Source organism: Candidatus Saccharimonadales bacterium (assembly GCA_040903985.1).
Classification (GTDB): domain Bacteria; phylum Patescibacteriota; class Saccharimonadia; order QS-5-54-17; family QS-5-54-17; genus JBBDUI01.
Map to the genome: position 1 here is coordinate 527100 of JBBDUI010000002.1, position 20059 is coordinate 547158.

At 50.0% G+C, this 20059-nt stretch carries 21 protein-coding genes and 5 tRNA genes; 22 read left to right on the forward strand and 4 right to left on the reverse strand.

Going from position 1 to position 20059, the window contains the following annotated elements; translation table 11 throughout:
- The first annotated feature begins 64 nt into the window (after positions 1-64).
- The 16 genes from gmk to WD467_02925 all read left to right on the forward strand — a co-directional run bounded on the left by gmk (position 65) and on the right by WD467_02925 (position 14253).
- The gene (gene gmk, locus WD467_02850) at positions 65-622 is read left to right on the forward strand and encodes a guanylate kinase (GenBank protein ID MEX2452825.1); all 558 of its coding nucleotides are present in this window, start codon (positions 65-67) and stop codon (positions 620-622) included.
- Between the two features lie 81 nt (positions 623-703).
- A complete protein-coding gene (locus tag WD467_02855) occupies positions 704-1405 on the forward strand; it encodes an HTH domain-containing protein (GenBank protein MEX2452826.1) in 702 nt (233 codons plus the stop codon).
- Positions 1398-1997, forward strand: coding sequence for a nucleotide exchange factor GrpE (locus WD467_02860; GenBank protein MEX2452827.1), 600 nt, complete (start codon positions 1398-1400; stop codon positions 1995-1997). Before WD467_02855 ends, WD467_02860 begins: the two co-directional genes overlap by 8 nt.
- Before the next feature lie 2 nt (positions 1998-1999).
- The gene (dnaK, locus tag WD467_02865) at positions 2000-3907 is read left to right on the forward strand and encodes a molecular chaperone DnaK (GenBank protein ID MEX2452828.1); all 1908 of its coding nucleotides are present in this window, start codon (positions 2000-2002) and stop codon (positions 3905-3907) included.
- A gap of 2 nt (positions 3908-3909) precedes the next feature.
- Entirely contained in the window at positions 3910-4302 is a 393-nt protein-coding gene (locus tag WD467_02870; protein ID MEX2452829.1) for an NUDIX hydrolase, read from the forward strand.
- The gene (gene dnaJ / locus WD467_02875; protein MEX2452830.1) at positions 4303-5400 is read left to right on the forward strand and encodes a molecular chaperone DnaJ; all 1098 of its coding nucleotides are present in this window, start codon (positions 4303-4305) and stop codon (positions 5398-5400) included.
- 48 nt (positions 5401-5448) lie between these two features.
- The gene (gene glgP / locus WD467_02880) at positions 5449-7065 is read left to right on the forward strand and encodes an alpha-glucan family phosphorylase (protein MEX2452831.1); all 1617 of its coding nucleotides are present in this window, start codon (positions 5449-5451) and stop codon (positions 7063-7065) included.
- Between the two features lie 56 nt (positions 7066-7121).
- Positions 7122-8669, forward strand: coding sequence for a glycogen/starch synthase (locus tag WD467_02885; GenBank protein MEX2452832.1), 1548 nt, complete (start codon positions 7122-7124; stop codon positions 8667-8669).
- A gap of 55 nt (positions 8670-8724) precedes the next feature.
- A complete protein-coding gene (locus WD467_02890) occupies positions 8725-10128 on the forward strand; it encodes a UvrB/UvrC motif-containing protein (protein ID MEX2452833.1) in 1404 nt (467 codons plus the stop codon).
- 6 nt (positions 10129-10134) lie between these two features.
- Positions 10135-11040, forward strand: coding sequence for an aminoglycoside phosphotransferase family protein (locus WD467_02895; GenBank protein MEX2452834.1), 906 nt, complete (start codon positions 10135-10137; stop codon positions 11038-11040).
- Between the two features lie 80 nt (positions 11041-11120).
- Positions 11121-11549, forward strand: coding sequence for a RimK/LysX family protein (locus WD467_02900; protein ID MEX2452835.1), 429 nt, complete (start codon positions 11121-11123; stop codon positions 11547-11549).
- Positions 11550-11592: 43 nt separating this feature from the next.
- Entirely contained in the window at positions 11593-12498 is a 906-nt protein-coding gene (gene rimK, locus WD467_02905; protein ID MEX2452836.1) for a 30S ribosomal protein S6--L-glutamate ligase, read from the forward strand.
- A 5-nt stretch (positions 12499-12503) separates the two neighbouring features.
- Complete coding sequence (locus WD467_02910; GenBank protein MEX2452837.1) at positions 12504-12950, forward strand: DUF192 domain-containing protein; 447 nt, start codon at positions 12504-12506, stop codon at positions 12948-12950.
- A gap of 39 nt (positions 12951-12989) precedes the next feature.
- Positions 12990-13481, forward strand: a complete 492-nt coding sequence (locus tag WD467_02915; GenBank protein ID MEX2452838.1) for a hypothetical protein — start codon at positions 12990-12992, stop codon at positions 13479-13481.
- Positions 13482-13521: 40 nt separating this feature from the next.
- Positions 13522-14106, forward strand: a complete 585-nt coding sequence (locus WD467_02920; protein ID MEX2452839.1) for a hypothetical protein — start codon at positions 13522-13524, stop codon at positions 14104-14106.
- A gap of 70 nt (positions 14107-14176) precedes the next feature.
- A tRNA-Lys gene (locus WD467_02925) sits at positions 14177-14253 on the forward strand.
- Between the two features lie 191 nt (positions 14254-14444).
- On the opposite strand, the gene WD467_02930 is transcribed toward WD467_02925, so the two are convergent.
- Complete coding sequence (locus WD467_02930; GenBank protein ID MEX2452840.1) at positions 14445-14903, reverse strand: YbhB/YbcL family Raf kinase inhibitor-like protein; 459 nt, start codon at positions 14901-14903, stop codon at positions 14445-14447.
- A 61-nt stretch (positions 14904-14964) separates the two neighbouring features.
- Here WD467_02930 and WD467_02935 point away from each other — a divergent pair.
- Positions 14965-15039 (forward strand) — tRNA-Gly (locus tag WD467_02935).
- 152 nt (positions 15040-15191) lie between these two features.
- Positions 15192-15268, forward strand: a tRNA-Arg gene (locus WD467_02940).
- Positions 15269-15282: 14 nt separating this feature from the next.
- Here WD467_02940 and WD467_02945 read toward each other — a convergent pair.
- Together WD467_02945 and WD467_02950 are read right to left on the reverse strand one after the other, a co-directional pair.
- Positions 15283-16242 carry a nucleotide kinase domain-containing protein gene (locus WD467_02945; GenBank protein MEX2452841.1) on the reverse strand — a complete coding sequence of 320 codons (960 nt, stop codon included), beginning with the start codon at positions 16240-16242 and terminating at the stop codon, positions 15283-15285.
- Positions 16243-16446: 204 nt separating this feature from the next.
- On the reverse strand, positions 16447-16884 hold the full coding sequence (locus WD467_02950; protein ID MEX2452842.1) for a cupin domain-containing protein: 438 nt from the start codon (positions 16882-16884) through the stop codon (positions 16447-16449).
- A 110-nt stretch (positions 16885-16994) separates the two neighbouring features.
- Between WD467_02950 and WD467_02955 the strand changes: the two genes are divergently transcribed.
- The 3 genes from WD467_02955 (at position 16995) to WD467_02965 (ending at position 18554) form a co-directional block, all read left to right on the forward strand.
- Complete coding sequence (locus WD467_02955) at positions 16995-17240, forward strand: hypothetical protein (GenBank protein ID MEX2452843.1); 246 nt, start codon at positions 16995-16997, stop codon at positions 17238-17240.
- A 115-nt stretch (positions 17241-17355) separates the two neighbouring features.
- Positions 17356-17432, forward strand: a tRNA-His gene (locus WD467_02960).
- 111 nt (positions 17433-17543) lie between these two features.
- Positions 17544-18554: a peptidoglycan bridge formation glycyltransferase FemA/FemB family protein gene (locus WD467_02965; protein ID MEX2452844.1), complete on the forward strand. Its 1011-nt coding sequence runs from the start codon at positions 17544-17546 to the stop codon at positions 18552-18554.
- Here WD467_02965 and murA read toward each other — a convergent pair.
- Positions 18551-19846 carry a UDP-N-acetylglucosamine 1-carboxyvinyltransferase gene (murA, locus tag WD467_02970; GenBank protein MEX2452845.1) on the reverse strand — a complete coding sequence of 432 codons (1296 nt, stop codon included), beginning with the start codon at positions 19844-19846 and terminating at the stop codon, positions 18551-18553. The two genes, WD467_02965 and murA, sit on opposite strands and share 4 nt — an antisense overlap.
- Before the next feature lie 71 nt (positions 19847-19917).
- Here murA and WD467_02975 point away from each other — a divergent pair.
- Positions 19918-19994 (forward strand) — tRNA-Arg (locus tag WD467_02975).
- Positions 19995-20059 lie beyond the last annotated feature (65 nt).

Below are 20059 nucleotides of genomic sequence, written 5' to 3' on the forward strand. Positions count from 1 at the left end.
CTGAATCGCCAGCCTTCTCGATTAAAATGACGACACATCACTCTAAATTAGTGGCGTTAAAAACGTGAAAGGACAGCTATTTGTACTTTCCGGTCCTGGGGGGGTGGGCAAGACGACAGTGGCGTTAGCACTGCTCGAGCAGATACCGACTCTCGAGCGGGTAGTAACTATGACGACTAAGCAGCCACGCCCGAGTGAGGTAGATGAATCCGACTATTTCTTTGTTTCAGAGGCTGAGTTTAGGCGCCACGTCGCTAGCGGCGATTTTCTTGAGCATGCCGAAGTGTATGGTCAAGATTTCTACGGCACACCTAGAGCGGCCATCGATGCCGTGATCAATGCGGGCAAGCAGGCACTGCTCGTCATCGATGTCCACGGTGGCGGGCAAGTTAAGGCCCACTATCCGAGCGCCCAACTCATCTTTCTTTTGCCGCCCTCACTGGAGGAACTAAAACGTCGATTACTTACACGCGGAGAGGATGATGTAGCAGCTATTAATGCTCGGCTGCATGAAGCCACCCGGGAGATTGAGATCGGCCGAGTTAAATATGATCACTGTGTCGTTAACGATAAGCTCGAGAGGGCGGTAGCAGAGATAGAAGCGATAATTACTGCACTCTAGCACTCTTGACTACCGAGTGCTAAATTCGTATGATGAGAGTATCAGCACTAATCATTAGCGAGTGCCAAAGAGGTACCTATCGTGACAACGCGCCAAGCCGAAGTTCTCAAGACTATTGTCGAGTATTATGTCCAGACCGCTAACCCGGTTGGCTCTAAATCGCTGGCGCAACAGTTTAGTGTCTCCTCAGCCACGATTCGAGCTGAGATGGCCGAACTGGAGCGACTCGACCTCATTACGCACCCTCACACCAGTGCTGGGCGGATTCCTACTGATGCCGGCTATCGGCACTATGTAGAATCACTGGCTCGACCCAGCCAGAAACTTGACAGCACTAGTCGCTTGCGCCGGGCAATTGAACGTCGGGTTAAGAGTGCCGGCTCTCCCCAAGCCGCAATCAAGATAGCTGTCGATTCTCTCACTCAGACTACACACAATATCGCCTTTGCGACCATGGGGGTCGCTATCTATACTAAGGGCTTCTCACAGCTCTTTGCACGCCCTGAGTTCGACGAGAATGCAGCCGATATCGCCGGGCTGCTCGATAATCTCGAGTTGTGGTTAAGTGAGACCAATATCGAGGAAGGGATAGCGACCTATATCGGTGAGGAGAACGCTATCGGTAAATCGAGTGGCTGCTCTGTCATAGTTGCTCGGTACGATTCACCCTTTTCTGAAGAGAGCTATATCGGTGTCATCGGTCCGACGCGGCAAAGTTACGGCCAGGTCATGCGGGTCGTAGAGTATACAGCTAACACATTACAGGAGGTATTAAGTGAGTAAAGGTACGGTAGATAATCAGCGTCAGTCCGCAGCGGATAAATCGACTCGAACAGCACGTTCGGTTAAATCGAGTCCGCGAGGGGATAAGAAGTTGGCTCGCCGGATCAATGATCTCGAGCAGGAAGTGGCTACATTAAGTAGTGACGTAAAGCGAGAGCGGGCCGATTTTATGAACTATAAGCGGCGTAGCGAGCTAGATCGGCTACAGATCATGCAGGTGGCCACGGAACAGGTAGTTGGCCAGCTACTGCCACTATTTGATGATCTCGAGCGGGCTTTAGCCGCTGTGCCTCGGGACTTAGCTGAACATCCTTGGGCGAAAGGGGTGAGCCAGATTCACCGTCAGGTTCAGGCTAAACTGGGTGAGCTCGGGGTGAATCGGATTAACTGTGTCGGTCAGCCTTTTGATCCCGGTCTGCATGAGGCCGTCGGGTTCGAAGACGGAGAGGGTGCGGACGACGTCGTGACCGAGGAGTTGCGGCCCGGCTATCGGCTGGGAGAAGCGGTTCTCCGCCCCAGTATGGTTAAGGTCGGCAAGGCAGATACGCCGGATGAAGTAGATAACGATAAGCAAATTAAGGAAGGAGCATAACAATGGGAAAGATTTTAGGAATCGATTTAGGAACTACTAACTCAGCGATGGCTATTATGGAGGGCGGTAACGCCACTATCGTAGCTAACTCGGAGGGTAATCGCACTACACCGAGTATAGTAGCGGTCAATAAGAACGGTGAACGCTTAGTCGGTCAGGTAGCCAAGCGACAGGCCGTGGTCAACTCCGCCAACACAATTCACGGAGTCAAGCGACTGATCGGTCGTAAGTTTGATGATGTAGAAGTGCAGCGTGACATTAAGCTGATGCCGTACGAGATTAAGCAGGCTAAAAATGGCGTAAAAGTTGTGATGGGAGATAAAGAGCACAGTCCAGAAGAAGTATCGGCGATGATCTTGAGTAAGCTCAAGGCCGATGCGGAGGAGTATACCGGAGAGAAGATCACCGAAGCTGTGATTACGGTGCCGGCTTACTTCGACGACTCGCAGCGCCAGGCCACTAAGGATGCCGGCAAGATCGCCGGTCTCGAGGTCAAGCGCATCATTAACGAGCCGACCGCGGCGGCGTTAGCCTATGGGTTGGATAAGAAGAAAGAAGAGAAGATTGCTGTTTACGATCTAGGTGGTGGTACTTTCGACGTCTCCATCCTGGAGCTTGGTGATGGTGTGTTTGAGGTGAAATCGACTAACGGTGATACTCACCTCGGTGGAGAGGACTTTGACCTAGTCATCGTTAATCACTTGGTGAGCGAGTTTAAGAGCCAGGAGGGCGTCGATCTGTCTAAGGACAAAGCGGCCGTGCAGCGCCTGCGTGAGGCAGCGGAGAAGGCCAAGATCGAGCTCTCTACTACTAATGAGACCGACATCAACCTCCCCTTCATTACGGCTGATGCTGAGGGCCCGAAGCACTTCGAGTACAAACTTACTCGGGCTAAGCTAGACCAACTAGTGAGTGATCTCATCAATAAGACAGAGGGTCCGTGTAAGTCGGCCCTGAAGGACGCCGGACTATCGGCCTCCGATATCGATGAAGTTATTCTCGTCGGTGGTATGACTCGGATGCCGGCCGTAGCGGCTAAGGTGAAAGAGATATTCGGTAAGGATGCGCTCAAGGGCGTCAATCCGGATGAAGTTGTAGCACTCGGAGCCGCCATCCAGGGTGGTGTGCTCGCCGGTGACGTTAAGGACGTGCTACTGCTAGATGTGACTCCGCTGTCGCTCGGACTTGAGACTGAGGGTGGTATCACCACTAAGTTGATTGAGCGTAACACCACCATCCCGACTAGTAAGACCCAGACCTTCTCTACCGCGGCCGATAATCAACCATCGGTTGAGATTAACGTACTGCAGGGTGAACGGGAGATGGCAGCTGACAATAAGTCACTCGGCCGCTTCATCCTAGACGGTATTCCCCCAGCTCCACGCGGTATTCCACAGGTTGAGGTCACCTTTAACCTTGATGCTAACGGGATCCTAAACGTTAAGGCGCAAGATAAGGCCAGCGGCAAGGAGCAGTCGATTACTATTCAGAACAGCGGTAACCTCGATGAAAAAGAGGTCGAGCAGATGCAGAAAGATGCCGAAGTCCATGCCGATGAGGACAAGCAGAAGCGGGCTCGGGCCGAAGCCAAGAACCAGCTCGATACAGCTATCTACACTGCTGAGAAGATGGTGAAAGATAACGCCGATAAACTCGAGGATGAGGACAAGCAGACGGTCGAAGAAGCGGTTAAAGCCGCAAAAGAGAAGATCGAGTCTGACGATCGGGAAGAGCTGGAGAAGGCCGCTACCGAGCTACTAGAGAAGATTCAGCCGATCGGCACTAAGCTACACGAGAATGTGGCGGCCGAAGCGGCAGAGGAAGCGGAAAAAGCCGAGAGCGAGATAGATGCTGGCAAAGACGATGAGCCAGTTGAGGGTGAAGTCGTCGACGAAGATAAACAGGCGTAACTATGCGGCTGGCCGGGTGTATTATACGTAACGATGAAGGAGAGATTCTGCTCATTCATCGTAATACACCCGACTTAACCCAGTGGGAGCTACCCGGCGGTAAAGTGGAGACTGACGAAACCGAGGCCGCTGCCGCCCAGCGTGAGGTAGAGGAGGAGCTCGGGATTATAGCCACCGATCTTCACTCGGTCGGCACTACTACTTTTCGGGAAAACGGTGTTGCTTATGAGTATGCATGGTTTACAGTGGGTAGAGTCACGGGTAGCCCGCTGCCTCGTGAGGAGAAGCACGATAAGATCGCCTACTTTGCAGTTAGTGATATTACCGGTGCAGAGTTCTCTCAAAATGTGAGACAGCTAGCGGCGGCAATTATAAATGGAGCAGTGAAGTTGTAGATGGCAAAACGAGATTATTACGAAATTTTAGGAGTGGATAAGAATGCCTCGGGCGAGGAGATTAAACGCGCCTACCGCAAACAAGCCGTCAAACATCATCCGGATAAAGAAGGTGGAGATGAGGCTAAGTTTAAGGAAGCCGCAGAGGCTTATGAGGTGCTAAAAGATTCGACCAAACGCAAACAGTATGATCAGTTTGGCCATGCCGGGGCGCAGCAAGGTTTCGGTGGCGGCGGGGCCCACGGTCCCTTTGGCGGTGGACAGGGTGGATTTGAGGTGGACCTAGGTGATCTTGATCTGGGCGATATATTTGGTAGTTTCTTTGGCGGTGGCCGACAACGAGCCGGAGCGCAAGCGCGACGCGGTCGTGATGTTGAAACGCGAGTAACCCTAGAGTTCAAAGAGGCGGTATTTGGTACTGAGAAAACGATCGAGCTCGATCTTGAAGATATTTGCACCCACTGTAAGGGTAAGATGGCGGAGCCAGGCAGTAGTTTAAAGACCTGTGACACTTGCAAAGGCCAAGGTCAGGTGGTGCAGGTGCAGAATACCATTCTCGGTAGTATCCAGCGGGCCACAACCTGTCCGACCTGTCATGGGGCAGGTAAGGTGCCGGAGAAGCCCTGCATTGAGTGTGGAGGCAAAGGCACGAAGCGGGCCAAACAGCAGATCAAGGTTAAGATTCCTAGCGGTGTCAGCGATGGTAATACCATTCGTTTGCGCGAGAGGGGCGAAGCGATCGGCGGCGGCGCTAAGGGCGACCTCTACGTCCATGTGCAGGTGCGTCCGAGCCGCGAGTTCGAGCGTCACGGTCACGATATCGTCTCCGCTGCCACTATCGACATGATCGATGCAGCCCTAGGGACTGAGATCGAGGTTAATACCGTGGATGGCAAGACCAAGATGAAGATTCCGGCCGGCACTCAGAGCGGTCAGACCTTTAAACTCAGTGGTAAAGGTGTGCCTTACGGTAGTGGTTCAACCCGTGGTAACCATTTAGTAGATGTCACGGTTATGATTCCGAAGAAACTAACAACCAAGCAACGTTCGATGCTGGAAGAGTTTAATAAATCCAGTAAAAAGGGTTGGTTTAAATAGGCCCCCATCGCACTTTTGGCTAAGGCGCTTGTGCTATAGTAAAAAATAATGCAGCCGATCGCCTACTTCTCAGCCGAATACGCCTTTGATGACCTACCCATATTTGCCGGAGGGTTAGGGGTACTGGCGACCGACTATCTTATGCGTGTAGCCGAGGATACACAGCCATTTGTGATGATCGGGCTGTTCTATCATTATGGATTTGAGAATGCCGACGGATCAGAGTCCGCTAAACTCGATCCTTTGCGTTCAGGCTGGGAGCTAGTCACGCAAAATGATGAGCCGCTGCGAGCAGTCGTTACCATTAATGCTGAGAAAATAGCCTTTCAGGCTTGGACTAAGTCGTTTGGCAATTCCCGGGTATATCTAATCGATTGTGATCTAGCTGATAACCCAGATAACGTGAAAGCGCTGACTAATCACTTATACGCCGCAGATTTTGAGCAGAAAGTAGTGCAGGATGCCTTGCTGGGCTTAGGCGGGGTTGAACTACTCGATAGATTAGGTATCACACCCCAGCTATACCATCTAAATGAAGGCCACAGTGCGCTGGCTATATTAGCGCTGTTGAAGCTGCACCGGCGACAGAAGAAGCATGCTACCCTGCAAGAACTTTGTCAGGGGGTACAGGAGAGTGTGGTCGCTACGAAGCATACCGTTCTTTCCGCTGCCGGACTGTATATCACGCATAATCTATTCCTGCAGATTTTCTCTACCTATCTAGCTGAGGCTGAGCTACCGCTGGAGGAGGTGTTTGCTATCGCCCAGGATCCTTTGCGTAAAGATGAGTTCTCCACTACTAGGTTGATGCTGGAGCTGAGCCGGGATGTTAATGCCGTCAGTCGCTTGCACGCGGTCTATGAGAAGAAGAATCATCCGAACAGTCCTTATACCATCAGCTCCATAACTAATGGCATCCATCTGCCTCGTTGGCAGGACGAGGCTATTGCTCAAGCCGATACCCCGGATGCTCTGTGGCAGGCCCACTCGGCTGCTCGTCGGCGTCTGATAGATTTTGTTAACGACCGGACTAAAAGCCAGCTTGATCCTGAGGTATTAACTGTGGTCTGGGCACGGCGCATCACCGCTTACAAGCGTCCGCTCGAACTTTTTAACGACATCAACGCCTTGCAGCACCTGATGAACTCAACCGAGCGACCGGTGCAGATCATCATCGCCGGCAAGCCTAATAGTGAAGATGAAGCTGGTGTCGACATGGCCCGCCGTTTGGGCGAGCACGCTCTGAATACTGACTTCCAGGGTAAGCTGGTTTATTTGCAGAGTTATGATTTAGAGATCGCCCGCTACTTAGTTCAGGGAGCCGATGTTTGGTTAAACACCCCGGATCGTGGCTACGAAGCCAGTGGTACTAGCGGTATGAAAGCCGGTAGTAACGGCGTCCTGCAATGTTCGGTTAGCGACGGATGGGTAGACGAGGTTAAGCTGGAGATGATCGGTTGGAAACTACCGGATGTAAACGCGGCCGATGCGATTTACGGGCACATTGAGCACGAGATCGCATCGTTATTTTACGAACGTAATGAATCAGGAATACCGGAAGCGTGGTGTAAATTGATGGAGCAAACGATCAAAGTTATCGAGAAAGACTACACCACCACGCGTATGCTGGAGGAGTATAAACAGCAGCTCTACCGGCTAGGCTGAGCGAAGCCGCTTATGCTATACTTGGGTTAATATATTCGGCAGATGAGGAGGGGTAAATGGCTAAGTCACGGCGCGACTTAAAGGTGTTATTCGTGACGGCCGAGGTAGCCCCTTTCTCTAAGCAGGGTGGCTTAAGTCAAGTAGCCTACTTTCTACCTCGATCCCTACGTAAGCTTGGTGTCGATGTGCGGATCTTCACTCCCAAGTATGGCAAGATCATAGATGAGAAGTACCATCTCAAGGAAGTTATATCAGGTCTAGAGATACCTACGGGACATGAGGAAAAGAGTGAGCAAGTGTCAAAGCTCTCATGTAACGTAAAGCTATATGAAGAGCCAGAGGACCCCTTTGAACCACCGGTTTATTTTCTAGAAAACGAAGAGTATTTTGAGAAGCGGGCTAATGTTTACGGTTATAGTGATGACCATATCCGCTTCGGACTACTTAGCCGAGGGGCACTGGAATTCATTATCCAAAAAGAATTCGTGCCTGATGTGGTTCACTGTAACGACTGGCATACGGGCTATCTCGTAAATGATCTCTACTACGTGCGACAAGAGGATGAGGATCTGAAAGATATTGCCAGTCTGCTTTCTATCCACAACACTTATCAGGGTAATTTTAATTTCGGCCGGGCTAGTGAGATGGATTATGATGACGGCAAAAGTCCTCTAGCCCCGTTTTACTCAGACCGTTTCATCAAACAGAATGCCCTAAAACGCGGTGTTATGCGAGCTGATAGGATGAATACGGTATCTGAGACCTATGCTCGTGAGCTACTCCTAGAGCAGTATGGAGCTGGGATGCATAAGCTCTTTCGGGAGCTACGAGGCAAGATGTCGGGTGTCTTAAATGGGTTGGACTATAATGATTTCGATCCAGCTACTGATAAGATTATTGCTGAGAATTTCACCCATCGCAGCATCAACCGTCGAGTGAACAATAAGCTTGACTTGCAGAAAGAGTTTGGCTTAGAGCAAGATCCACATGTACCGATTATTGCGATATCTGGTCGACTTGATGGACAGAAGGGGCTCAATCTGATTTTAGAGACTATGGATTTTGTTCTTAAAGAACTCGACGTTCAGTTTATTGTTCTAGGTTCGGGCGATAATCGTTATATCGAGTACTTCGAAGAGCTTGAGCGTAAGTATCCCGATCGGGTCGGGACACATTTGCTGCCGGACTTTATCTTGCCGCGGAAGATCTTTGCTGGGTCCGACATTATGATGATGCCGAGCTTCTATGAACCAGGCGGTATCGTAGCCATTGAAGCTATGCGCTATGGAGCGGTTCCCTTAGTGCGTGCTACCGGCGGGCTGGCTGACATTGTGAAGAACTATAACACCCAGACTAAGGAAGGTACGGGTTTTAGCTTTCGAGACTTCTCTAGTCAGAGCTTCCTCGTCGCTCTCGTGCGTGCGCTGGAATCCTACAAGGACAAAGAAGCGTGGGATGAGCTAGTAAAGCGAGTGATGCTCCAAGACTTCTCTTGGGATAAGGTAGCGACAAAATACGCCGATCTCTATGAGCGTACTTACGACTATCGCCAGGAGGCTCTCCAGCCTAATCCACCAATGGCTTATCAGCAGAAGATCGAATAACCTCTAAGACCAATTTATTAAGCCCCATGTAGCTGGTTCTGTTATAATCCTGTTTATGCTGTGGGTAAATTTCATGCACATATACCAACCGTTGACCCAGAAACCGTACTGGGTGAACAGGGTGACGGAAGAGAGCTATAGACCGCTCTTTCAAGGGTTTCTGAAAAACCCCGACCTCAAGAGCACTATCAATATAAACTCTGTTCTAGTCGAGTTACTGGAAGAGAACGGTCACCAGGATGTGATAGAAGCTATCCATGAGCTGTTAAAGCGAGGACAGATAGAACTGACCGGCAGTGCTAAATTCCATCCGTTAATGGTCTATACACCAGATTATGAACGACGTCGACAGATAGAGCTTAATGACGTGTCTCTACGTAAATATTTCGGTGATTACTATCAGCCGCGTGGCTTCTTTCCCCCTGAAATGGCTTTCGATATGGATGTGGCCAAAACCGCCAAAGAGTGTGGCTTTGAATGGATTATCGTCGACGAACTATCATTCCCAGGCCAGGCTCAGCCCGATCACAAGCAGAGGTATAGTGTTGAGGGAGTGGATGGTTTAGATATTTATTTTCGTGAACGAAGTAGTAGCTGGAATATCCTCTCAGGTCAGATCGGGACGCCAGACCTGCTCCGTAAAATGCTTGGTGCCAGGACAGCTGACGGCTCCTACCTCTTGACTGCTATGGATGGGGAGACATTTGGCCACCATCGCCCAGGGCTTCAGAGTCTTATATTTGACCTTAACCAAGCTGATGAGCTCCAGACCGTATTACTTTCTGACCTAAAAGACTACTTCCCCGATACCAAGAAGGTGGTTCCACAAGCTTCTACGTGGGCACTCATGGAGAAGGACCTTGAACGTAAGGTGCCCTTTTCGCGCTGGAAAGACCCAGATAATGAGATACATGATATTCAATGGGAGTTAACCAATCATCTCATTAAATTGTATGAGCCTGTACACATAGACCAAACCCCTGTAAAAGAAGACGCACTTGATCGGGCGCTGCAGTCAGATCAGTTTTGGTGGGCGAGTGCGCGGCCATGGTGGAGTATCGAGATGATGGAGCGTGCAGCAAAGAACCTTTACGAAGCTGCCAAGATGGCGCCCGAGGTAAAGGATGCAGATATATCTAAGGCAGAGGCGCTCTACCATAAAATAATCTTCACCGCATTTGACTGGCAGCGTAGCGGCAAGGTAGACGAGATGGCAAGGCAGGAAGATGAGGATATACGCCAACGGACTGATCAAGATATCCCCAAGCTTCCTAAGGAAGAAGTGGATAAAATGATAGCTAATCTGCGTAAAGAGATGGCGCAAGTGGCAGGTAAGGAGGAGTTCGAGCGGGCGGCACAGATACGTGACCGGATTCGTGAGCTGAAAGAGTATGCTGACGAGAACATAGACATCCCTCGTGCCAGTCAAGAGGGCAGCCAAGAGTGGGATGTTGTCTGAGTTGCCATGAATAGCTTAGAGTCTGCTTCGGCTATTCTTTCAAGGGACCTTCCTGATCTTGATATAGCAAGCATCAAAAACATAGGCGAAGGCTGGGATAGCTTAGTCTATCTAGTGAATGAGGAGATAGTCTTTCGTTTGCCTAAAGCGGACAATGCGTTAGGTGATCCTGCGCGTCAACGGGGCAATAAATCAGAGATTGGACTATTGAAGCATGTATTCAACCGCCTGCCGGTGAAGACGCCAGAGCCATTACTTGTTCCAGAGCACTACGGCTACTTTGGTTACCGGCATATTCCAGGCAGTTCACTGAAAGACTACCCCGAACTTTTTAAGAGTTCGGAGCAGTATCCCGAGATACTAGATCTATGGGTGAGGGTAGCTACCGTCATTGAGCAGATTATTACTCTGGAAGACGCTGAGCGCCTCGGATTGAGAGCGTTTGACGGAGTCAACCCAAGAGTCAAGCTGGCAAAAGTAGTACTAAATAGCGATTTACTAGACAGTGAGTTCACCCCTATCATCGGCGTGATTCTAGATAAGTATGGTGAGAGCTATAAAGCCTTAGCTAAGAAGCGCAGTGTGACATTACATGGAGATTTAGGCTTCGGCAACTGGTTAGTCGATGCGCATAAGCGTCCATATGCCGTTATAGACTGGTCAGAAGCGACTATAGCCCCTCCCGAGCACCAGATGGAATTCATGTGGGATATGCCGCCTGAGATGCTTCGACATATGACAAATACCTATGAAGACATTACTGACTGTAAACTCGATACAGAATTCATATTCGTCAGCGGCTGTACAGGTTTTCTAGGCGATATAGGCGCTTTATTAAATGCTGGATATGATGTCAGCTCTCATATAGAACATCTGCTACAGTGCCTAAAGTCATACCGACCTGAGCATTGACTTTTATTCGCTAATGTTTAAAATAGGCATTCAGATAAGAGGGGCTACAAAAGAGACGCATAAACGTCTCGGTCACTGACATGGATAAAGTCACAATCGGCCGCTGGGTATTTATAGATCTCCCGGCCCTGGATTTAGAAAACGTACGAGCTAAAGTTGATACCGGTGCCTACCGGAGTAGTTTGCACTGTGAATTTATCGAGGAGTTTGAGCGTAATGGCGAGATTTTCCTTGCTATCCAGACTACTGATATGAGAGGTGCACCAATTGGTGACCACCCGGTAGCACTGAAGCAAGAAGGTATTGTGGCGGTACGTAGCTCAAACGGTGAGGTACAAAGGCGACCGGTAGTACTACTCCCGGTGGAGCTCGGTGGACGAGAGTATGTGACGGAATTTACCTTAACTAATAGACAAGATATGAAATTCCCGATACTCTTAGGAAGGAAGTTCCTCAAGGAGTCCTTTGTGGTAGATGTATCACTCGATGACCCAACTGAAGAAGAGTAACTCTGAATTAACCGTATAACCAACACTGTAAGGAGATACCATAGTGCGTATTGCAATCCTGTCGCGGGGCGCCGCGAACTATTCTACTCGAGTCCTGGTAAGTGCCGCTGAGAAAGCCGGCCATGAAGCCGTGGTGCTCGACTACTTGAAATGTTACATGGAGGTGCAGCAGAATCGTCCCAGTGTCCACTTTAACGGTGAGCGCCTGGGCAAAATCGACGCCATCATACCGCGTATCGGTCACTCGCATACCGGATATGGCTCGGCTGTAGTGCGACAGTTCGAGATGATGAACGTCTACACCACTGCAAAATCGATTGCGATCGTGCGTTCTCGCGATAAGCTACGCAGTTTGCAGCTGCTGGGACGATCTGATATCGACATCCCGAAGACTGCTTTTGCCTCTCAGACTACCGATATCGCCGATCTGATCGAATTAGTAGGTGGAGCGCCCTTGATTGTGAAGCTGATTGAGAGTACCCATGGCGAAGGAGTAGTGCTGGCTCCCACCAAAAAGGAAGCTAAATCGATCGTGCAGGCCTTCTACAGTATCGGTCAGCCAATCTTAGTCCAAGAATTTATTGAAGAAGCCGGCGGAGCCGATATTCGCGCCTTTGTTGTCGGTGGACGCGTGGTCGGAGCGATGAAGCGCCAAGGCCTAGATGAAGAATTTCGTTCGAATCTACACCTCGGTGGTACTGGCGAAAAAGTTCTTCTGACCGATGCCGAGAAGAAAATTGCCGTTAAATCCGCTAAGAAGCTCGGCCTCGATATCGCCGGTGTGGATATTCTACAGTCTGCGCGTGGACCTCTCGTTATCGAAGTTAACTCCTCCCCGGGACTGGAAGGAATCGAAGGTGCTACCGAACGGGATATAGCGAGTAAGATCATCAAGTATGTTGAGATAAATGCCGGCCGCAAACCGAAGAAAGATAAGGTCGGAGCATAGGGCTGATGTGGCGGCGCTTCACTATTCCGCTACTTATTCTCGGGTGCATCGCACTACTCGCATTAATCCTGACCCGTATTGAGGCGGATGACAGAGTACGAGTTGATTTCGACGCCGTATCCGTAGCGGTCGATGTAGCCGATACGCCAGAACTGCGTCAACAAGGCCTATCTGGCAGTGAGGCTTTAGATGAAGACGAGGGGATGCTGTTTGTATTTAACGAACCGAATAAGGTTTCTTTCCACATGCTAGATATGAACTTTGCTCTAGATATCATCTGGCTGGATGAAGAGCTCAAAGTAGTCGATATCGCTGCTGGCATCACACCTGAAACCTACCCTGAATCCTTTAAACCTATCACCCCGGCTAAGTATGTGCTGGAAGTGCACTCCGGCTTTGCCGCGCAGCATGGTATTAGTCTCGGTAGTCAGGCCACAATAGCTGGGCTGTAGTGGCGCGCCGCAAAACATAAGTGCTATGATAAGCACATCATGAATGTCGACTTTCTCATCGCCGCCGCCGTAATCGGTATCAGTGCTTTAGCACTACATTTCAAAAGTCACGTTAAGTTCGTCGCTATGGGTGTGTTTATCGGTTTGGCCTTACTGCAGATCGTCTCCCTCGAAGGGCGCTTCGAGTCTGAGTTGGTAGAGAGCGCCGTAGCGGCTGTGCTCTTAGTAGTGCCAGCTTTGATATTAGGGGTTAACCACAGTGTGGACAAGCGTAAAAAGGGCAGTGTGGTTTGGAAGATAGTGTTTATACTGGTGTTTACTCTTTTCTTTCTCTCGAGCGTGGTCCAGGTGTTGCCTCCTGAGACTCAGCAGGCGATTATGGACCGTTCGATTATCGGTTGGCAGATCTTAGATAACTACGTATGGTTTACTTTTGCCGCCGCCATTTTGATTCTCATAGATAGCATCCAGCATCGCAGTTATGCCGAAAAAGCTAAAAAACGTAAGTCGAAGCTCAAATCCAGCCGCTAGCAGTTGCTATGTTTTAGTATAAATACTACAATTTAGCAAGATGCAGATTGTGAGTTTTACCCCAGCGAAAAGGTTAGTGCAGCGAATGGCTGTTGAGGTGTGCGAACCTTACAGGGTACGGCCTGAAGCGGAGTTAGCTGCCGCAGCAGAAGAGGTAAAGAACCGATGGGTTATACGTAACCAAGAGTTATGGGAGTGTGAGATAGCTGCGCTTCAAAGGGTGATAGCTTATAAAAAATGGCTCATCGATGATAGGCCTGTGGTGCCCATCGATAATGCCCACCACGGAGTTAGGCTTACCGAACTACGGGGTGATGCGATCGTAACTTTTGCTCAACAAGTAGGCAGTAACGAGGCGCGCCTCTACGTGACTGAAGATATGCGCTATCCTATGTATACTCAAGTATTCGCACTGCGATCACATAGTGGTCGAATCCTCAGCCGCCCAGTTTGGGCCGGTGCTCGCCCTATCGAGGAAAACGATGTTAGAGCTGCCGTATTGGGAGTTTCAGTAGATACTCATGTGCAGAGTAAGGGTCAGTCCGGAGAGGGTAGGACGACCCCGTCATATGTCTCGGAGTTGGCCGATGTTCTCGAGACTCACTTCGGTCCTTTGCCCGAATAGTAGCCTCATATGAGCGTTGCTATCGCTAACTTTACAGTTTAGAATAGACAATGTTCTAACTATTTTTTAGGGGCCTGTAGCTCAGTCGGTTAGAGCAGCGGCCTTTTAAGCCGCGTGTCGTGGGTTCGAATCCCACCAGGCCCTCCATATAAATACCTCGGCCATCGTGCCGGGGTATTTGTATGGAATGAGTTTGATGCCGGGATTCGAACCCGAAAGGGCATAAACTACCAGTGGTAGTTTATGGATACATTGCTTGGCCGAGCGAGAAACGTATTTCGAGCGAGCATAATAACACACGAATCCCACCAGGCCCTCCATATAAACATGGGTCAGAACTATGCTTTTTGATAAGTACCCACTAGCTCGGTTCGAGTTAATACGTGACCACTTAGTGCATCTTCGACATCTTCTTTGTCTGCATCTTCGGGCAAGTCGAGTTTTGAGTCTAGTGCATACAGACGGAAGAAATAGCGATGTTCACCAGTTGGCGGGCAGGGACCGGTGTAGGCTTTCTCGCCTCGGCCATTTAGACCTTGGACGGCGAACGGCGGAACGGAACCCTCGGCAATTTCAGTGGTTGTTGGTGGGATGTTCCAAACTACCCAATGATCGAAGGTGTGCCCTGGTCCATTTGGATCGGTAGCGGCATCAGGGTCATCACAGATTAGTACCAGACTTTGCGCTTCAGTAGGCGCATCGCTAATTTGAAGGGGAGGATTATGATTGCTACCTTCACAGGTGTAGAGCTTATCGATAGTCTCGCCATCGTTAAAAACTGGGCTAGAAAGCTTCATGCTTTCTCCTCTCGCATTACCGTTCTATTATAACAGTTACCTCTGCTATAATAGGGCGGATGCGGGTATAGTACAGTGGCTAGTATGCCAGCCTTCCAAGCTGGAGACGAGAGTTCGACTCTCTCTACCCGCACCACGTCAGACTAAACCTTCAGCTTCCGTAAAACAGCGGAAGCTGTTTTACTTTCAGCTTACGGTTTGTCTTCCTTATCCAAACGAAACAGTAACGTTTCGTTTGGGGGTGCGGCTTTATACTTTATACTGAATACGTAATACTAATTACCATGTGCCCCGGTAGCTCAGCTGGATAGAGCAATGGAGTTCTAACCCATAGGTCGTAGGTTCGAATCCTACCCGGGGCACCAATAGGTTGTTTAATTTATGTGGTTCTTAGCTCCCACTTCGGTGGGTAAAAATAGTCGATAGGTTCGGCATTAGGCTTGTGGCGCGCTTTAATCCGAATTCTGTTACTGGATAATTTGGGGACTGCTTCGCGGCAGTATTTGTCTAGCTCACAAAATAGTCCCTGGCAGTCTATGGCATGGAGCTTCCGACCATGAAGGCCATCAAATTCAAGTCCGAGTCGACTAAACTCATCGTCCTGTCTCTCTACCATTTGCAGAATGATTTCTTCTGGCGAGAGGTCGCCACGAGACTTGAATGCTTTGTTAATTCCCCGTAGTGCGCCAGGCCCGGCTCGTGTAAATGAGTTTTCGCTGAAATTAATGTAAGGCGTATAGTTGAGATCTATTGTGAGCTGATAGGCCATGAAATCTCCGATTAAAGGGTAGCTGCGCAAGAGCTGGTAGACGTCCCCTAAGCTAATAGCAGCAAGAAGTTTCTTATCTAGATGATCGAGAATGAACATGTGCCTGAAGAGAGCGATATGATTCAGATACTTTTCGCTATGCCCGTAGGCCGTATTAGCGCAGAGGATAAAAGCGCCAGTATAGAGTTTACCGTTTATCTCTTTAACGTGGGCTAGCGCTCGGGTGAGAATATCATCTTCTAGGTCGGTAATGAGCGGCTGACGACCAAGGTAGTTTGTGATCTCATCCCAAGTCTCGGGTCGGCTAAAGAACCGAAAAGCTATCACTCGAAACAGTACATCTGATGGGTCCGCCTGCGGGTCTATGTAGGCTATATTACGAATTAGATATTGCGACACGCGGTCGCTGGCTCGGAAGACGTTGCAGAACTTATAGGTAGCTAGGATAGGGTCATCGGTCCAGGGACCGGGTTCTCCGCGGGCGCGCCGCTGGAAGATAGCTTGACGCTCGGCAGCATAGTACCAGTAGAGGTCGTAGATTTCGGTCCGAGGTATGGGTGTTTGAATCATGCTTGATATTATAGCGGGTCGTTGTTGCGTACTATTACCGTCTAGTTTTAGTGCGGTTGAGCGCGTACTAGTGGTAATTGCACAAAATCTTCAAAAAGTGTCCGATCGGACACTTTTTGAAGATAGTTGGGTCGGTACGATATCTGAGACTGGCACTAGATATGATCGATGCAGACGTGTTAAGCCGGTCAGCCGCTTGTGAGGTTACGCTCCGTGATGCTCAGCTTCGGCCGCTTCGGCTTCAGCGAAAGTGTTATGGATCGTACCGTGTGCATGTTCGCCAGGAGCGTAGATTGAGTAGAGTTTGAGCGGGATATCACCAGTATTGATGATGTTGTGCCAGGTACCGGCCGGAACGAAGATAGCGAAGTCGTCCTCGACTGCCCACTCTTGATCAAGGTTGTCTTCGCTTGGTCCCATTACGACCTTAGCTTCACCTTCTTCAATGCGGAGAAACTGGTCGTGGTCGTTGTGCACTTCTAAACCAACCTCACCACCAGCTGGAATCGCCATCACGGTCATCTGTAGGTTAGCTCCAGTCCACTTAGCGACGCGGAAAAGCTCGTTTTCTTTAGTCAGTTCTTCGATGTCTATCACGTATGGTTGCGGTCCATAATCGTTCATGTCCATTGTTCCCTCCATTCATTTATAACTAATCACTTATCTTATTGTATAGGTAAAATCGAGCTTTATAAAATCAAGCGGATGTTATAATAAAAGATAGTATGTAAGTAAGGCAGGGAGGGATATTTATGGCTAAACGTGAAGTCGTACGCGAGGTACCGGAAGAGACCCTAGACCGAGAGACGGTAGTACTGGACAAACGGGAAGGTGGGGGTCCGGGCGGAATCATCGCACTCATCGTCGGCTTGATAGTTTTATCTTTGCTTATCTGGTTAGTAGTGGGTATGTTCGATACCACTGAAGACACAACTCCGGAGACTACAACTCCGAACAGCATCGAGGCCGATATTAACGCAGGTACGGACGCTCAGTAGTCCCCATATCGCTCAGTTAGTGAATTTGCCGTGACCGTGGTGCAGCTTGCTCCTCATAGCTTGAGCTTTAGGCTTTATGGCAGATACTTTATACTCTATACTTTGTAGCGGTATGGCGGGTGTAGCTCAGTTGGTTAGAGCGCCTGGTTGTGGTCTAGGAGGCCGTGGGTTCAAGTCCCATCACTCGCCCCAAGAAAAGTGTCCTCGTGCAAGCGGGGGCATTTTTCTTGGGATCTACTCAGACGTTTTGAATGTAGTGGTGCTAATTGCTCATTATTACCTTAGGCCTGTATAGTTTAGATCATGAATCAGCCTGAATTAACGGTTATCAAGAGCACTAAAGAGTGGGATAAGTTCGTCGATAGTAGTCCCTTCGGTCACCCCCAGCAGCTTTCGGCCTGGGCCAAGTTAAAGCAGCGTAATGGTTGGGAGAGTGTCCGGGTGGGGGTAGTAAATGGCGGCTCTATCGTGGCTGGAGCTCAGATTTTGCTCCTGAAGGCGCCGGTCATCGGCTATACCATTGCCTACATCCCCCGCGGTCCACTATTTGCTACCGATAAATCGGTCTCAGAGTCCGACTTACTGAATAGCTTAGGTGAGATTGCTCGAGCGCACGGGGCGACGCTACTTAAGATCGAACCGGCTCTACAGCAGCTCGATCTACCTGTCGGTTGGCGAGTTGCAAAGCGCCAGATTCTGCACCCTAAGACATCGGTGATCCAGCTTAAGTCCAGTTCAGAGGAAGAGATTTTAAACTCCTTTCATAAGGATGCTCGCTATTCGATTCGCCGCGCTACTCGTAACGGTGTTGAGATCAGGGAGGTTAAGTCGGTCGAAGAAATAGCGGTGATGTGGGAGGTGTATCAAAGCACTTCGGATCGCGCCGGTTTTAATCTCTACAGTTTCGATTACTATAAAAAAGTTTTTACCTATCTCGGTGAGCATACTAAGGTTTGGTTGGCGTATCACGAAGGCAAACCGGCCGGGTTTGCCTGGACGGCTCACGTTAACAATGTGGCTGTATACCTCTACGGTGGCTCAAATGAACTGGGTCGGAAGCAGCTGGCTAACTATCTGTTGCAATGGGAGGTCATTCGCTACTACAAGCAAGCGGGCGTCGAATATTATGATTTGAATGGTCACATCAACGATGGAGTAGGCTCATTTAAAACTAAGTTTGCTCAAGAGCAGGTAGAGTATGTTGGTACATATGATTTGCCGCTGCATCCAGTGATGTATGCCTTGGGGGAGTCAGTCCTGCCACGCCTAGCTCCGTTGTTGCGTCAAGCCAAAAGCATACTGCGGCGCGGCTAGTTAGTTTTGAACTTAGCGCCGATACTCTCAAGTTTGTCTAAGAACTGGTCGTAACCACGCAGTAGGTGCTCTACACCCGTCAAGGTCGAGGTGCCGTCTGCGACCAGCGCGGCTATTACGTGAGCCATGCCAGCACGAATGTCGGGAATCTCGATTTTAGCTCCACGTAAGCGGCTCGGTCCTTGGATAATAGCGCTGTGTTTATGCGATTCACCTTTGAAACGGCATTCTAGCTCGCCTAAGCATTTAGTGAAGACGGCGATATTTGCCCCCATTTGATTTAGTACCTCGGTATAGCCGAAGCGATCTTCATAGACCGTTTCGTGTACTACGGAGAGTCCGTCAGCTTGAGTAAGGACTACGATGAGCGGCTGCTGCCAGTCAGTACTGAAGCCGGGCCAGGTATCGGTCTCTAGCTCGGCCCCGCGTAGACCCTCCGGCCCGCGCTTAAAAGTGATGTCGCTGTCATTTACCTGGTAGTCCCCACCGATTCTGCGAATAGTGTTGAGGAAAGTGCTGAGATCGCCCTGATAGGCTCCTTTTACGGTGATTTTGCCGTTCGTAGCGATGGCGGCTGCGGCGTAGGAGGCGGCTTCGAGCCGATCGGGCATGACGCGGTAGGATGCGCCATGTAAACGCTCTACCCCGTCGATGATGATGACACGGTTAGCACGAAACTCGATGATAGCCCCCATTTGCTGGAGGAGCTTAATCAGATCTAATATCTCTGGCTCGGTCGCAGCGTTGTAGATGCTGGTGCGCCCTTCGGCTAGTACGGCTGCTAGTAGGATGTTCTCAGTAGCTCCAACACTGGGATAGGGCAAGCGGATAGTGGTGCCTTGCAGGCGAGAAGCCCGGGCATGATAGCCGGTGGCATCGGCTGATATCTGAGCCCCCATTTGTTCTAGGGCTTGGATGTGAAAATTCACCGGTCGAGGGCCGATGTGGTCGCCATCTACGACAGGTACTTCGGCTTCACCGAGTCGGTGGAGCAGAGGGCTGAGGGCGAGAATCGAGATGCGGTTTTTGCGCGACAGCTGCTTCACGCCCGCACCGGTAAGACTCTCGGCATGGATACGGATGGTGTGATCCTCGCGCTCAACGCTAGCGCCAGTTGCCTTGATGATGTCAGTTGTGATGTCGATTTCCGAGATTTTAGGAATGTTATAGAGAACAACCGGCTCGTCAGTCAGGAGAGCCGCAATCATCATTTTAGTAGCAGCATTTTTAGCACCACTGATCGTGACCTCTCCATGGAGTGGTTTACCGCCGGTAATTTTGAGTGCCTGCATAGTCTTGATTGTACCAAGCTATCTGGCTTTATGCTCATTTGCTTTGCTGGTAGAGTAGGTAGTGCCTGTATGCCCCCGTAGCTCAGCTGGATAGAGCGTCAGTTTCCGGAACTGAAGGCCATAGGTTCGAATCCTGTCGGGGGCACCACGTCAGACTAAACCTACAGCTTCCTCTAAAACAGCGGAAGCTGTTTTACTTTCAGCTTCCGGTTT

What these genes read in the sequence shown, in the direction of transcription:
- WD467_02945 (MEX2452841.1), bottom strand. Translation starts at nt 16,242, where the DNA reads ATGATTCAAACACCCATACCTCGGACCGAAATCTACGACCTCTACTGG.
- WD467_02965 (MEX2452844.1), top strand. Translation starts at nt 17,544, where the DNA reads ATGAATCAGCCTGAATTAACGGTTATCAAGAGCACTAAAGAGTGGGAT.
- glgP (MEX2452831.1), top strand. Translation starts at nt 5,449, where the DNA reads ATGCAGCCGATCGCCTACTTCTCAGCCGAATACGCCTTTGATGACCTA.
- WD467_02890 (MEX2452833.1), top strand. Translation starts at nt 8,725, where the DNA reads ATGCTGTGGGTAAATTTCATGCACATATACCAACCGTTGACCCAGAAA.
- WD467_02900 (MEX2452835.1), top strand. Translation starts at nt 11,121, where the DNA reads ATGGATAAAGTCACAATCGGCCGCTGGGTATTTATAGATCTCCCGGCC.
- dnaK (MEX2452828.1), top strand. Translation starts at nt 2,000, where the DNA reads ATGGGAAAGATTTTAGGAATCGATTTAGGAACTACTAACTCAGCGATG.
- WD467_02885 (MEX2452832.1), top strand. Translation starts at nt 7,122, where the DNA reads ATGGCTAAGTCACGGCGCGACTTAAAGGTGTTATTCGTGACGGCCGAG.
- WD467_02920 (MEX2452839.1), top strand. Translation starts at nt 13,522, where the DNA reads ATGCAGATTGTGAGTTTTACCCCAGCGAAAAGGTTAGTGCAGCGAATG.
- WD467_02930 (MEX2452840.1), bottom strand. Translation starts at nt 14,903, where the DNA reads ATGAAGCTTTCTAGCCCAGTTTTTAACGATGGCGAGACTATCGATAAG.
- WD467_02910 (MEX2452837.1), top strand. Translation starts at nt 12,504, where the DNA reads ATGTGGCGGCGCTTCACTATTCCGCTACTTATTCTCGGGTGCATCGCA.
- WD467_02950 (MEX2452842.1), bottom strand. Translation starts at nt 16,884, where the DNA reads ATGGAGGGAACAATGGACATGAACGATTATGGACCGCAACCATACGTG.
- WD467_02915 (MEX2452838.1), top strand. Translation starts at nt 12,990, where the DNA reads ATGAATGTCGACTTTCTCATCGCCGCCGCCGTAATCGGTATCAGTGCT.
- WD467_02870 (MEX2452829.1), top strand. Translation starts at nt 3,910, where the DNA reads ATGCGGCTGGCCGGGTGTATTATACGTAACGATGAAGGAGAGATTCTG.
- WD467_02955 (MEX2452843.1), top strand. Translation starts at nt 16,995, where the DNA reads ATGGCTAAACGTGAAGTCGTACGCGAGGTACCGGAAGAGACCCTAGAC.
- dnaJ (MEX2452830.1), top strand. Translation starts at nt 4,303, where the DNA reads ATGGCAAAACGAGATTATTACGAAATTTTAGGAGTGGATAAGAATGCC.
- murA (MEX2452845.1), bottom strand. Translation starts at nt 19,846, where the DNA reads ATGCAGGCACTCAAAATTACCGGCGGTAAACCACTCCATGGAGAGGTC.
- WD467_02895 (MEX2452834.1), top strand. Translation starts at nt 10,135, where the DNA reads ATGAATAGCTTAGAGTCTGCTTCGGCTATTCTTTCAAGGGACCTTCCT.